11 protein-coding genes are annotated in these 13,141 nt (G+C 60.0%); 10 read left to right on the plus strand and 1 reads right to left on the minus strand.

The window, feature by feature from the left end; genetic code table 11:
- The 7 genes from NW829_RS00465 to NW829_RS00495 form a co-directional block, all read left to right on the plus strand.
- On the plus strand, window positions 1-203 hold a 203-nt coding region (locus NW829_RS00465), incomplete at its 5' end, for a hypothetical protein (RefSeq protein WP_414416199.1).
- Window positions 204-266: 63 nt separating this feature from the next.
- The gene (gene ychF, locus NW829_RS00470; RefSeq protein ID WP_011434459.1) at window positions 267-1,358 is read left to right on the plus strand and encodes a redox-regulated ATPase YchF; all 1,092 of its coding nucleotides are present in this window, start codon (window positions 267-269) and stop codon (window positions 1,356-1,358) included.
- 541 nt (window positions 1,359-1,899) lie between these two features.
- On the plus strand, window positions 1,900-2,769 hold the full coding sequence (gene folP, locus NW829_RS00475) for a dihydropteroate synthase (RefSeq protein ID WP_414388310.1): 870 nt from the start codon (window positions 1,900-1,902) through the stop codon (window positions 2,767-2,769).
- The gene (folB, locus tag NW829_RS00480; protein WP_414416200.1) at window positions 2,756-3,121 is read left to right on the plus strand and encodes a dihydroneopterin aldolase; all 366 of its coding nucleotides are present in this window, start codon (window positions 2,756-2,758) and stop codon (window positions 3,119-3,121) included. The genes folP and folB overlap by 14 nt, the downstream gene beginning before the upstream one ends.
- Window positions 3,118-3,624 carry a 2-amino-4-hydroxy-6-hydroxymethyldihydropteridine diphosphokinase gene (gene folK / locus NW829_RS00485; protein WP_414414067.1) on the plus strand — a complete coding sequence of 169 codons (507 nt, stop codon included), beginning with the start codon at window positions 3,118-3,120 and terminating at the stop codon, window positions 3,622-3,624. Before folB ends, folK begins: the two co-directional genes overlap by 4 nt.
- A 46-nt stretch (window positions 3,625-3,670) precedes the next feature.
- Window positions 3,671-5,269, plus strand: a complete 1,599-nt coding sequence (locus NW829_RS00490; RefSeq protein WP_414416201.1) for a glucose-6-phosphate isomerase — start codon at window positions 3,671-3,673, stop codon at window positions 5,267-5,269.
- A 130-nt stretch (window positions 5,270-5,399) separates the two neighbouring features.
- A complete protein-coding gene (locus tag NW829_RS00495) occupies window positions 5,400-6,539 on the plus strand; it encodes a glucose-6-phosphate dehydrogenase assembly protein OpcA (protein WP_414416202.1) in 1,140 nt (379 codons plus the stop codon).
- A 1,352-nt stretch (window positions 6,540-7,891) separates the two neighbouring features.
- On the opposite strand, the gene pheT is transcribed toward NW829_RS00495, so the two are convergent.
- Window positions 7,892-10,369, minus strand: coding sequence for a phenylalanine--tRNA ligase subunit beta (gene pheT / locus NW829_RS00500; RefSeq protein ID WP_414412618.1), 2,478 nt, complete (start codon window positions 10,367-10,369; stop codon window positions 7,892-7,894).
- Window positions 10,370-10,560: 191 nt separating this feature from the next.
- On the opposite strand from pheT, the gene NW829_RS00505 reads away from it, so the two are divergent.
- The 3 genes from NW829_RS00505 to NW829_RS00515 all read left to right on the plus strand — a co-directional run bounded on the left by NW829_RS00505 (window position 10,561) and on the right by NW829_RS00515 (window position 13,136).
- On the plus strand, window positions 10,561-11,097 hold the full coding sequence (locus NW829_RS00505; RefSeq protein ID WP_414375330.1) for a thioredoxin family protein: 537 nt from the start codon (window positions 10,561-10,563) through the stop codon (window positions 11,095-11,097).
- A gap of 105 nt (window positions 11,098-11,202) precedes the next feature.
- Window positions 11,203-12,129, plus strand: a complete 927-nt coding sequence (locus NW829_RS00510) for a fatty acid desaturase family protein (RefSeq protein ID WP_414399867.1) — start codon at window positions 11,203-11,205, stop codon at window positions 12,127-12,129.
- Window positions 12,126-13,136 carry an alpha/beta fold hydrolase gene (locus NW829_RS00515; RefSeq protein ID WP_414412617.1) on the plus strand — a complete coding sequence of 337 codons (1,011 nt, stop codon included), beginning with the start codon at window positions 12,126-12,128 and terminating at the stop codon, window positions 13,134-13,136. Before NW829_RS00510 ends, NW829_RS00515 begins: the two co-directional genes overlap by 4 nt.
- Window positions 13,137-13,141 lie beyond the last annotated feature (5 nt).

Here is a 13,141-nt window from a genome sequence, read left to right on the forward strand (position 1 = left end):
CATCCATGCGCAGCGTGGTAGGAATCTCCGGCCTTCAGGCCGGGGAGGATGTCAAAAGACCTCAGCTGCCCAACACTGTGCAGCTGACAAAAAATACAGTTCTCTTGGGAGAGGAGCCGAGGGTGGTGGCGTTGGCGGCGCGGAGCGCTTGGGAGCGGATCCACCGGTTGGGAAAGGGGCGGCAAATGCTAACGTCAGAGTAGGGATCTTTCCGCTGGGCAAGGGATCCCGTTACCCTGGTTTTTGGCTTTTTCCCCAAGATCTGGATGTTAAGAGCTGGAATTGTCGGCCTGCCCAACGTAGGCAAATCCACTTTGTTCAACGCCCTCTGTGAAAATGCCAAAGCCGAGGCGGCCAACTTTCCCTTCTGCACCATTGAGCCGAATGTGGGGCGGGTGGCGGTGCCCGACGAGCGCTTGCAGGTGCTGGCCAAGATCAGCGGTTCTGCCGAGATCATCCCCAGCCAAATCGAGTTTGTGGATATTGCCGGGCTGGTGGCTGGAGCCAGCAAGGGGGAGGGTCTGGGCAACCAGTTTCTCTCCCACATTCGCCAGGTGGACGCCGTGGTGCACGTGGTGCGCTGCTTCCAAGACGAGAACATTGTGCATGTGGCGGGTTCGGTGGATCCCTTGCGGGATATCGGGGTGATCAACTTGGAGCTAGCCTTGGCGGATTTGGCCCAGATCGAGCGGCGCATAGAGCGGGTGCGCAAGCAGGCAAAGTCCGACAAAACCGCCCAACTGGAGTTGCAGGCTCTGGAACAATTACAGGCTGCCTTGGACGAGGGCAAGCCGGCTCGCCTGGTACCCCTCAGCCCAGAAGAAGAGCAGTTGATCAAAGGGTTGGGGCTGCTCACCCGCAAAAAAGTCATCTACGCCGCCAATGTGGCGGAAACGGATCTGGCCAGCGGCAATGCCTGGGTGGAGCAGGTGCGGCAATTTGCCGAGGCGGAAGGGGCAGGTGTGGTGGTGGTCTCAGCCCAGGTGGAGGCGGAACTGGTGGAGCTGCCCCCCGACGAGCGACAGGCCTATCTGGATTCGTTAGGGGTAAAAGAGGGCGGGCTGAAATCTCTCATCCGAGCCACCTACGAGCTGTTGGGCTTGCGCACCTACTTTACCTCTGGCCCCAAAGAAACCCGCGCTTGGACGATTCCAGTCGGCGCCACAGCCCCTCAGGCAGCCGGGGTGATCCACTCCGATTTTGAGCGGGGCTTCATCCGGGCCGAGACGGTGGCCTATGCCGATCTGGTGGCGGCGGGATCCCTGAATGCCGCCAAAGAAAAGGGCCTGCTGCGCAGCGAAGGCAAAGACTACGTCGTCCAGGAAGGGGACGTGATGCACTTCCGCTTCAATGTCTAGTTCCCTATCCTCCTGCATCTCTCAGGCAAGCTGGGTTTTCTCAGAAACTGAAGACTTGCTCCCTGTCTTTAGGCAAAAAGACTTAACCCGCCCTGGACAAGGGATCCCAGCGCAGCTCCGGCTGGGTCTGAGAGGGGGCCTTTTCCTAAGAAAACGGTTGACGCTGTAACGAAACATCACAATAATTGGACTAGATAAACAAATGTTTTAGGGATGTATTGATGGATCTGCTGCAATACGGCCCGATGGCCTGGGTTTACATGGCGATCTTTGCCTCTATCATTTGGTGTATTTGGGGTCGTTCGGAAGACGACATCATGTTCTAGCCAGAGCGGGAGAGCTTCCTCTGTCGGCGGGGGCCATTCCTTGCGCTTGAGCCGGCAGGGGCAGCCTTTCACCAATCGTGGCTCTGTAAGGACGTTGTAAAAAATTTTGTAGAATCCTGTTGGGCTTGCGCCAGCCTTGGGATTGACGGCAATACCATCCTAGGCAGTGGGAGACTTTTCCCCCTGCTTTTGCAACACGGCAGCCTGCAGCGGTTATGGGTGTTACCAGCTTGATCTCCCGACGTCCTCTGCCTGGGGCAGAACAGACGCCAGAGGGCTACCGTCTTTCTTGGCGGGGCGTTGGGGTGATGGGGGTGCTAAACGTTACCCCCGACAGCTTCAGCGATGGCGGCCAGTGGGGATCTGCAGAAGCGGCTGTGCAGGCAGCCAAAGCCATGGCAGCGGCAGGGGCCTTGATCGTGGATATTGGCGGCGAGTCCACCCGTCCGGGAGCGGAGCCGGTATCAGTGGAGGTGGAATGCGACCGAGTCTTGCCCGTGATCCGGGCCCTGGAAGGATCCGGGATCCCCATCAGCGTCGATACGCGCAGAACGGAGGTGGCGGCTGCGGCTTTGGCTGCCGGGGCGCACATCATCAACGATGTCGGCGGGCTGCGGGATCCCCAAATGATACAGGTCTGTGCCGAAAAGGGGGTGCCGGCGGTGATCATGCACATGCGGGGAGAACCGCGCACCATGCAGCAGCAGACCGACTATGCTGACCTGGAGGGGGAGGTTTTCGGTTTTCTCAGGGAACAGGCAGAGCGGGCCCTGGCAGCGGGCGTGCCCAGCGTTGTTTTGGATCCGGGCTTGGGCTTTGCCAAAACTGCCGAGCAGAATGTAGTCCTGCTTAAAGCCCTACCGCGGCTGGTGGCCTACGGCTACCCGGTCTTGGTGGGGGCCTCCCGCAAAAGTTTTGTGGGTAAGCTTTCCGGCATTGCCGTGCCCAGCGAGCGAGACAGCGCCAGCGTGGCCGTGCACCTGTTTGCAGCCAGCCGGGGGGCTGCCCTGGTACGGGTTCACAACGTGCCGGCTCATGTCTCCGCCCTCGCCACTTGGGAAGCTCTGCACCATGATGCAGGGTAGGCTGGTGCTCCAGGGCCTCGTCTTTCATGCTTATCACGGCCACTGCCCGGAGGAAGCGGTTTTGGGTGGGCATTTTGTGGTGGACGTGGAGATGCGGCTTTCCCTAGCCGAGATCCAAGATGACCTCTCGCGCACGGTGGACTACGCCCAGGTGTACGAGAGGGTGCGGCAGGAGGTGACCGGCCAGCGCCGCCGCTTGGTCGAGACCTTGGCAGACCAGATTGCAGAGCGGCTGTGGCAGAGCTATCCCCAGCTGGAGGCCCTGACCGTGCGGGTTCACAAGCCCCAAGCTCCCCTGCCGGGGCTGTTCGATGATGTTTACGTAGAGATCGACCGTCGCCGATCTGTATGAATCCCGACCTGGCCTACATTGCCCTGGGAAGCAACTTGGGGGATCCGCTGCAGCAGTTGCGCCTGGCTGTGCAGAAGCTGCCCCAGCTGGGAGAGGTGGCGGCCCGTTCCAGTCTCTACCGCAGCCCAGCCCAAGGGGGGCCACCCGGACAGCCTGATTACCTCAATGCAGTGGTGGCCTTGGATCCCTTCCCCCCTTACCAGTCTCCCCTGGAGTTACTAAGGGCGCTGCTGGCCATCGAGCAGGAGGCAGGACGGGTGCGGCGCATCCGCTGGGAGGCCAGAACCCTGGATTTGGATCTGCTGGCCATGGGCAGCCGCATCCTGAACAGCCCTGAGCTGACGTTGCCCCACCCCCGCATGATGGAACGTGCTTTTGTCTTAGCTCCCTTGGGGGAGATCGCTCCCGACTGGCGTCACCCTGAGACCGGTGTGGGGGTCAAAGAGGCACTCATCAGTTTGGATCAGTCCTGGCTGGAGCGCACGACCCTCGGCTGGGAGTAAGAAAGAGTTTGGTAAGCTGGTTAGGGATTTCGGCAAAAGGGATCCCATGGACAGCCTCCAACTCTGGCAGCGCTACTGCGATTGGCTTTACTACCATCCCGGCCTGGAGATTTTCGTCGATATCAGCCGCATCCGTTTCACTCCCCCTCAGGTGGAAGCGCTACGGCCTCGCTTTGCCCAGGCTTTTGCCGATATGCAGGCTTTGGAGGCAGGAGCCATTGCCAACCCCGACGAAGGCCGCCAGGTGGGCCACTATTGGCTGCGGGCGCCCGAGCTGGCTCCCACCCCTGAAATCCGGCAGGCCATTCAGGATTCCATTGAGCGAGTGGAAACCTTTGCCGAAAAGATCCATCGCGGAACCATCCCGGCCAGCGGGGGGGGACGGTTCACCGAGCTGCTCTGCATCGGCATTGGCGGCTCAGCTCTGGGGCCGCAATTTGTGGCGGAGGCCCTGGCTCCGCTGCACCCCCCCCTGAACATCCACTTCATCGACAACACGGATCCCGACGGGTTTGACCGGGTGCTGGGGCGGCTGGCAGACCAACTGGGGCAAACCCTGGTGATCACCACCTCCAAATCCGGCGGCACCCCAGAGCCCCGCAATGGCTTGGTGGAGGTGAAGCTGGCCTACCAAAAAGCCGGGATCCCTTTTTCTGCCCATGCGGTGGCCATCACCGGCCCCGGCAGCCAATTGGAGCAGCAGGCGCGGCAGGAGGGGTGGTTGGAGGTCTTCCCCATCTTCGACTGGGTGGGGGGGCGCACCTCCGAAACGTCCCCGGTGGGCCTGTTGCCGGCAGCGTTGCAGGGCATTGATATCCGGGCTTTGCTGGCCGGGGCAGCCACCATGGATGAGGCCACCCGCCTGCCCCACCTGGAGCGCAATCCCGCCGCTCTGCTGGCCATGGCCTGGTACATCGTCGGTCAAGGGCAAGGGCGCAAGGACATGGTGGTTTTGCCCTACAAGGATCGCCTGCTGCTGTTTAGCCGTTACTTACAACAGTTGGTGATGGAATCCCTGGGCAAATCCCATGATCTAAACGGCAACCGTGTGGAGCAGGGCATCGCCGTTTACGGCAACAAGGGCACCACCGACCAACATGCCTACGTCCAGCAGTTGCGGGATGGCTTGAACAACTTCTTTGTCACCTTCATCGAGGTGCTTCAGGATCGGGAGCCTGGGATCCCTTCCCCCTTCGTGGAGCCGCAGGTGACCAGTGGTGACTACCTGAGCGGCCTGCTGCAGGGTACCCGCCAGGCCCTCTACGAAAACGGTCGCGACTCCATTACCGTAACGCTGCCACGGGTGGATGCCCGCTCGGTGGGGGCCTTGATTGCCCTCTACGAGCGAGCCGTGGGCCTCTACGCCTCCCTAATCCAGATCAACGCTTACCATCAACCGGGGGTGGAAGCAGGCAAGAAAGCCGCCAGCGCTGTCTTGGAGCTGCAACGGCGATTGCTAGAGACGGTGCAGGAGCACCAGGGATCCCTGACTTTGCCCCAACTGGCGAAGCAACTGGGCTGCCCGGAGCGCATAGAAACCCTGTACTGGATTGTGCGGCACCTACACGCCAATGGCCGCGGAGTCCTGTTGACAGGGGATCCCGCCCGCCCCTTGGAGCTGAACATCCAGCCTCGGCCTGCTTGAGCCTCGAGTTTCCTGGAGCAAGTGCGGAGAGCAGGCTTGAGTTGGTCAATCTGTACCTCGCCTTAAGCCCTTCCCGGCCAGCCGACCCCCCTGCCTAGAATCGAGCAAGAGTCCACTCCAGGAGGAGACTATGGATCAATCTGCTGCCGTCCTACCCTTACAGACTCCGAAAGATGTCTCCATCGAAGATATTGAGCGGGAGCTGAACAAGATCTGGTCTTCCAAAGGAGAGAGCGTTGCCGCCCGCGCTGCCACCTTTACCCTGGTGGTGTACGAATCTCTGGACGATGCGCTGTTGCTGCCTTCCCCCACCGTCGAGGCCATCGCCACCCAAAACCCCTGTCGCGTCATTGACCTGCGAGCCAAACGGGAGGGATCTGCAGACGACGCCATCGAGGCCCAGGTGGCCGCCTACTGTCCGGTGACCCGTGAGCAGCGCAGCTCGTTGGTCTGTTGCGAATACATCACCCTGAAAGCGCCCGAATCGGCCTTTGTGCGGGCCTGCAGCACGGTCGCCTCGCTGCTGATCCCCAACTTGCCCACCTTTTTGTGGTGGCAAGGGGATCTGGATTTGAACAGCTTGCTGTTTCAAAAATTGGTGGCTCTGAGCAACCGGGTCATCGTCGATTCACGGGGCTTTGTCAATCCAGAAGAAGATCTGCAGGAAATCCACCTCTTGGTGGGTGAGGGGCGCCACTGTGGGGATCTCAACTGGCGGCGGCTGCTGCCTTGGCAGGAACTCACCGCCCAAGCCTTTGACCCTCCCGACCGGCGAGAGTCCCTCTACCTCGTAGATCGCGTGAACCTCGACTACAAAGCCGGCAATCCCTGCCAGGCGTTCCTTTTCCTGGGCTGGCTGGCCGGTCGCCTGGGGTGGACTCCCACAGAGCGGGTTCAGGCTCAGGAGCACGATTACCAGATCGACCGCATCCGCTTGCAAACCCAAAGGGGCGGCGAGGTGATGGCAGAACTGGCGGCTGTGCCCTTGGCCTCGGAAATCAGCCGGCCGGGGGATCTCATCGGGCTGCGCCTCACCTCCAGCAACCAAGAAGCCGACGCCTGTACCGTGCTGTGCTCCGAAACCACAGGGTGTATGCGCATGGAAGCCATGGGGGGTGCTCAGAGATGTGTGGTTCGCCAGGTGGCTCCCCTGGAGCAGGATTCCCTCGACACCCTGCTGGCTGCCGAGTTGCAGCGGCTTGGCCCCGACTACCTCTACGAAGAAACCCTAGGGGTGGTGGATCAGATGCTGAAGCTGGGCAAAAGCTGAGATCTGCTTCTGGTTTAAGTGACATACTCCCGCACTCATGCTGATGCAAAGCGCTCCGCGCCGCTAAAGCGAGAGAGTGCGGGCTTCAAGGACTCCGTCCCGCTGACGCGAACAGTGACTCCGGTTAGCGCTCCGCGCTGCTAGCGCGAAAAGGACGGGATGCCCCACCACCCTGTACTTGATGTTTATAGCGGCAGTGTATAAAACCCCGCTACTTTTTATGTTTATGGCACCAGTCAAGGACAAAACATCATGTCCCCGCCTTTCATCCCGACTCTCACCCTGGATAGTGGCTAGCCACTAGTCACTAGTCACTAGCCCCTTAATAGAGGGCGGGGCTTCCCAGCGGTGTAGCTAACGGGGTGCGGGGGCAATCAGTCCCGCGCCCTGCCCGCAGGGTGAGCACCGGGATACATGGATCCCCGCCATACCCCTGAGCAAAATCTGTAGTAAAACGTACCTGTGCTGGCGTACCCTACAAGCACCGGATTGATCCAGATGCCTCCCAGCAAGCCGCTCGCGTTAGCGGGACAGAGTCCTCGCTGTTGACGTGGCTGGAGATTGGCCGGCGCGTATACAACTACACTTTGCCGGAAATCTAAGGAGTGGGTAGAATCTTGCTCTTGGCCACTGGACAGGGGTTCCTTGCTGCAGGAGTCCATCCTGCCTGCCGATGCACCCTTCCCTTCTGATTACCGTCAGCAGAACCCCTTGCCAGACAGCGTCTGCCGGGAACGGCCCAAGGGTTTCAAAGCCCTGCAAGGCCAGCTGAGAAGGCTGCAACCCAGGGGGGCGAGAAAACAGCAGGGGTCTTGCCACTGGAAGAGAGCACCACTGCAGGTTGCCAGGATGCAGCAGGGCATTGCCAATGGTTGCCAAGAGTTCCATTTCCAGAGGGCCCATTGGCGTTAGGACCGAGGGCAGACCCTCTTTATCTTTATCTTTTCTTTGTGGAAGACCTCAAGGCCAAGGGCTGGGCAAGGGGGATGTTGCCCAAGGAGTGCGTCGAGTCGGTTGCAAGTGCTGAGGGACGGTTAGCAACAGCTGGGCTGTCGGGGGGCCTCAGTGCCCTGAATGCCGGTACCGGGTGCATCGGGACTCAGCCTCAGCCTTGGGAACTGTGCTGGGTGGATTAGAGGTTGTTTTGCGAGCTGGCAGTAGCCAGGGAGGCTGGGGAAGGAGAACCGCCTGTCCAGTTGTTTTGTCGGGGGTTGTAGACCCAGGCAAGTGGCGTGGGGCAGGAATGCCCAACTGCGAGGTAAGGACTCCGTCCCGCTGACAGGAAGAGTGGCCCGCGCCCTGTCCGCAGGACGAGCGCCGGGAGGATGTTATAGTAGCTACAGAGGGGTCGGCTAGCTGCGCAAGGTCACCGGAAATTGTGTTGCCAACTGCGCCCTCACCTGGTTTTGCAGAGCTTCTACCTCCGCATCCGTGAGGGTGCGATCGGGAGCGCGGTACACTAGGCGGAAGGCAAGGCTGCGCTGCCCTGCAGGTACTCCTTGGCCCCGGTACTCGTCGAAAAGCTGCACCGATTGGAGAAGTTCTCCGCCCGCTCGACGGATAACCTTCTCGATCTCACCAACGGCAAGGTCGAGTGGCGCAAAGAAGGCGATATCCCGATCGGCAGCAGGAAAGGGCGAAAAGGGGACAAATTGCACAATGCCCCGTCTCTCCAGGCTTTCCAGCAAGGGATCCAACTGCAGCTCAAACCCATAGACCTGATCTGGCAGCCCCTTTTCCTGACAGAGGCGGGGGTGCAGTTGCCCGAACAAACCGATGCGGGATCCCTCAATCCACAAACTGGCCTGGCGACCGGGGTGAAGCAGGGACGATTGCTCTTCAGGGGGATCCAGACGAAACTCCGGGCCAAATCCCAGCCGCTCCAGAGCGGAGACCAGCAGCCCCTTGGCCTCGAACCAGTCCATGGGTCGGTTGCGGTGCTGCCAATCGTGGGGATTGGGATCCCCGCCCAAGATACCGCCGATATGCTCAGCTTCCCGGTAAGGGTGGGGGTTGGGGGGAAGGGCATGGGCAAAAACACGACCGATTTCAAAGGCTTGGAGCGGGCCGTTGCCTTGATCCCAGTTGAAGCGGAAGGCCTCCACCAGGCCGGGAAGTAGCGCATTGCGCACGGCTGAATATTCAGGCGAAAGTGGATTGGCAATCCTCACCAAAGATCCATCCTCCTCCGCCGGGCAGAGGGAGATGTGATATACCTCTGTCAGGCCAATGCCGCGCAGCACTTCTCGGATCTGGCGGGTGAACGTTTCCCGCGCCGAAAGGGATCCCACCTGCGGCTCGGTGGGTAGGGTTTCTGAGAAGCGGTCATAGCCGTAGAGACGGGCAAACTCCTCGATGAGGTCGATCTCCCGCTCAATGTCCCGCAGGCGATAGGGGGGAACGACGACCTGCCAAACGCAGCTGGCCACGGTTGCCGTCTCGGTAGCGGGGGAGAGGGCACTCTGGGAATTGGCCCCTTCGCAACGGGAGAGCTGAAAGCCCAAGGCAGATAGGATCTCCTCCACATCCGCCGCCTGCACCTCGTCCCCCAACACATCGATCAGCCGCGACAGCCGCAATTTCAGGGTGCGTTCCAGGGGGGGCCGCTGGTCAAAGGTGGTGAGGCCGGCCACTGCTCCCCCTGCCAGTTCCAGGATCAACTGCACCGCCCGATCCCGGGCCTGATCGAGGGTGGCAAAGTTAACCCCTCGCTCATAGCGGGTGGAAGCCTCGGTGCGCAGACCTTGAGACCGGGCCGAGCGCCGCGTCACCGCTGGATCGAATAGGGCTGCTTCCAAGAAAATGCGAGTGGTGGTCGAGCCGACCTCGGTTTCTTCCCCTCCCATGACCCCGGCCAGAGCTACCGGTTGGCTGCCGGCCACAATGAGATGACTGTCGGCTTGCAAGGTGCGGGTTTGGCCGTCCAAGGTCTTTAAGGTTTCTCCCGGCTGGGCCAAGCGCACCTCGATGGTGGGTTTTTTCTTGCCCATGACCTGGAGCAGGCGATCCCAGTCGAAGGCGTGCAAAGGCTGGCCCCATTCCAGCAGGATCAGATTGGTAATATCCACTACGTTGTTGATGGAGCGCATGCCGGCGGCGGCCAGTCGGTGTTTTAGCCAGTCGGGGGAAGGGCCGACTTTCACCCCTTCGATCAACACGCCACTGTAGGCGGGGCAGGCTTTGGCGTCGGCAATGCGCAACTGAAAGTTGGGGATGGGCTTGGCCTGAAGAGGCTTGACGGGGGGCAGGCGCAGCGGGTTGCGGGTGAGGGCAGCCACTTCGCGGGCGATCCCCACCATGCTCAGGGCATCGGCCCGGTTGGCGGTGGAAGTGAGATCCAGCACCACATCGTCCAAGCCTAGAAGGGGGCGCACATCAGAGCCAAGCGGATGAACCTCCAGATCCAAGTCGGGCGGGAATTCGTGGATCCCTTCGGAAGATTTCTCCAGCCCCAGCTCTGCCAGAGAGCAGATCATGCCCTCCGAGATCACCCCCCGCTTGTCGGCTTTGGCAATGGTGAGGGAGAGGGCGGGCAAATGGGTGCCGGGCGTGGCCACTGCTACCAGGATCCCAGGGCGGGCGTTGGCGGCTCCACAGACAATGGTGGCAGGCCGATCGGATCCCAAATCCACCTGGCAAACCTGCAGCTTGTCGGCGTTGGGATGAGGCTCGGCAGCCAGGATCTTGCCCAAAACCACCCCCTCTGCCCAGGTGCGGCGATCTTCAATCTCTTCCACTTCAAACCCCGCCAGGGTGAGGGCCTCTCCCAGTTCTTCGGGTGAAAGTTGGAAATCCACCAGTTCTCGCAGCCACTTCAAGGAGATGCGCATCGCTGAGCCATCGGTGCAAACGCCGCCCCCATTATCGCTCACCTGGCCCTCTTCTCCAGCCGGGATCCCGGCCCAAGATCGTGGGATGGCATAGACCCGGTTCTGGCCGGAACCGGTGGGACAGGGTGGGATGCTAAAACAGTGAAGGCGAGGGCTGAGGTCAGATCCAGCGCCTAGCAAGGTGAGGAAGGATGAAGAAAGACTGGGCAAAACGGTTGCGCAACGGGTTGATTGCCGCAGTAGCTGTGCTCTTGGCAGCAGGACTGTTTTTGGCTAACCAAGGGCGTCAGGCGGGCAGCAACTTAGAGGCTCTAGCCCAAGAGGCCATACCTTGGGAGCAAGCTCAGGCCAATGGCAAACCTTCTTTGGTGGAGTTTTATGCCGATTGGTGCAGCACCTGTCGTGCCATGGCACCCCTCCTGGCCAGCCTGAAACAGGAATTTGCCGATCAAGTCAACTTTGTCATGCTCAATGTGGATAATCCCAAGTGGCTGCCGGAGCTGAGCCGCTACCGGGTGAACGGCATCCCTCATTTTCTGTTTTTGGATCGGCAGGGAGAAGTGCTGGGATCGGCGATTGGCGAACAGCCGCCGTCGATTCTGCGAGCCAATGTGTTGGCTCTGGCAACTGGACAGCCCCTGCAGTTGACCAACATCGGGCCGGTGTCTGAGCTGGAGCGGGGCAGGCGCGCCCTCCCCAGTCAGCCGGATCCCCGCAGTCATGGTTAGGAGTTTGGTCCAGGGTTTTGTTGTCTTGGACACAGGCGGAAAGGTCTGGCCTCGGTTTGATATTGGATAACTTCTATCCATTCTCGTAGCTCACAAGAACAGGCCATGGCTGTCGAGACGACACCGATTTTGCCGGATCCGCAACGGTTGATCCCGAGCGAGCGCCTCAGACAACTGAATGTCCGCTCCAATTCAGCCGGGCTCCGGCAGCTTTTGGGACATTTGGCGGTGATGGCGGTGAGTGGCAGCCTGTGGGTGACCCAGAAAGGTGTCAATGGCTGGATTGCCCTGCCGGCGCTGGTGGTTTACGGGGCCAGTTTGGCGACGATGTTTGCTGCTTTGCACGAATGTGTACACCGCACCGCTTTTGCCAGCCCAAAACTGAATGACGGGGTAGCCTGGGTGGCGGGCTTGCTCTCATTTTACAACAGCACTTTTTATCGCCGATACCACAAATGGCACCACCGCTATACCCAGATTCCGGGCAAGGATCCGGAGCTGGAGGATCCCAAGCCCCAGAGCTGGCCGGAGTATTTGCTCGAGCTGAGCGGCTTGACTTGGTGGATCGGCAAGGTGAAGACCTACATCCGCATAGCCAGCGGCCAGTTGCAAGGCTATCCCTACATTCCTGAATCGGCCCGCCAAGAGGTCATTCGTTCGGTGCGGTTGCAGCTAGGGGTCTACGGCCTTGGGAGCTTGCTCTCCCTTCTGCTGGGGGATCCCTGGATAGTGTGGCTGTGGCTGTTGCCTTTGGCGGTAGGGCAGCCGATCTTGCGCTTCATTTTGCTGGCAGAGCACACAGGCTGTAGCCAAACCGAGGATCCCTTCTCCAATACCCGTACCACCCTTACCCTTTGGCCAATTCGCTTTTTGATGTGGAATATGCCTTACCATGCTGAGCATCACCTTTACCCCTCCATTCCATTTCATGCTTTGGCCGATGCCCATCAATACCTCAAGCCCCATCTGGCTCATCTAGGGCAGGGGTATGTGCGGGTTCATCGTCAGGTGATTGAACAATTTCAGGCATGACTCACTACACGTGGAGCCTGAACGATTTTCAGCTACAGTGCGGGATCCAACTGCCCCAAATCACGCTCGCCTATGCCACCTACGGGACTCTTTCCCCCCAAAAAGACAACCTGATCCTCTACCCCACCTCCTATGGGGCTCAGCATCCTGACCTGGAGTGGCTGATCCGTCCCGACGGCATCCTCAACCCGGAGCGGTGGTTTATCCTCATTCCCAATATGCTGGGCAATGGCCTTTCCACTTCCCCCAGCAACGATCCAGCCTGTGGCTTGCGGGAAGACGGCTTCTGGTTTAGCCACTGGGACAATGTGCGCCTGCAGGAGAGCCTGATTCGCCAACACTTTGGGATCGAACGCATCCGCCTGATCTACGGCTGGTCGATGGGGGCTCAGCAAGCCTATCACTGGGGATCCCTGTTTCCTGAGCGGGTGGAACGGATCGTAGCCCTCTGTGGCACCGCCAAGACCACAGTTCACAATCGGGTTTTTCTGGAGAGTTTGCGCTCAGCCCTAACTGCCGATCCCGCCTGGAACGGTCGTCGATTTACGGGTGTCCCAGAGCGGGGTCTGCGAGCTTTTGCCCACATCTACGCCAGTTGGGCTGTTTCCCAACCTTTTTTCAACCAAAAATGCTATGAATCCTTGGGGTATGCCTCTCTCGAAGATTATCTAGAGCGAGGCTGGGAGGCCAATTACCGCCGCCGGGATCCGCAGAATTTGCTATCGATGATCGAAACTTGGATCCGCTGCGATATCAGCGACAACCCCATTCACCGGGGAGATTATCGGGCTGCTTTGAGGGCAATTCAGGCCCAAACATTGGTGATGCCCGCCCAGACGGATTTGTATTTCACCCCAGAAGATTGTCGGGCTGAGGCAGAATGGATCCCGAACGCGGTTTACAAGATCATCCCCTCCATTTGGGGGCACCGGGCCGGTAATCCTCATCAAAACCCCGAGGATGAAGCTTTTATTCGCACAGCCGTGCAGGAGTTCCTGGAGAGCTGAGGGCA

The organism is Synechococcus sp. R55.8, assembly GCF_047461895.1.
Lineage (GTDB): Bacteria > Cyanobacteriota > Cyanobacteriia > Thermostichales > Thermostichaceae > Thermostichus.

Excerpts from the sequence above, each read along its gene's own strand:
- ychF (WP_011434459.1), top strand. The coding sequence starts at position 267 with ATGTTAAGAGCTGGAATTGTCGGCCTGCCCAACGTAGGCAAATCCACT.
- NW829_RS00515 (WP_414412617.1), top strand. The coding sequence starts at position 12,126 with ATGACTCACTACACGTGGAGCCTGAACGATTTTCAGCTACAGTGCGGG.
- NW829_RS00490 (WP_414416201.1), top strand. The coding sequence starts at position 3,671 with ATGGACAGCCTCCAACTCTGGCAGCGCTACTGCGATTGGCTTTACTAC.
- folB (WP_414416200.1), top strand. The coding sequence starts at position 2,756 with ATGATGCAGGGTAGGCTGGTGCTCCAGGGCCTCGTCTTTCATGCTTAT.
- NW829_RS00505 (WP_414375330.1), top strand. The coding sequence starts at position 10,561 with ATGAAGAAAGACTGGGCAAAACGGTTGCGCAACGGGTTGATTGCCGCA.
- NW829_RS00510 (WP_414399867.1), top strand. The coding sequence starts at position 11,203 with ATGGCTGTCGAGACGACACCGATTTTGCCGGATCCGCAACGGTTGATC.
- folP (WP_414388310.1), top strand. The coding sequence starts at position 1,900 with ATGGGTGTTACCAGCTTGATCTCCCGACGTCCTCTGCCTGGGGCAGAA.
- folK (WP_414414067.1), top strand. The coding sequence starts at position 3,118 with ATGAATCCCGACCTGGCCTACATTGCCCTGGGAAGCAACTTGGGGGAT.
- pheT (WP_414412618.1), bottom strand. The coding sequence starts at position 10,369 with ATGCGCATCTCCTTGAAGTGGCTGCGAGAACTGGTGGATTTCCAACTT.
- NW829_RS00495 (WP_414416202.1), top strand. The coding sequence starts at position 5,400 with ATGGATCAATCTGCTGCCGTCCTACCCTTACAGACTCCGAAAGATGTC.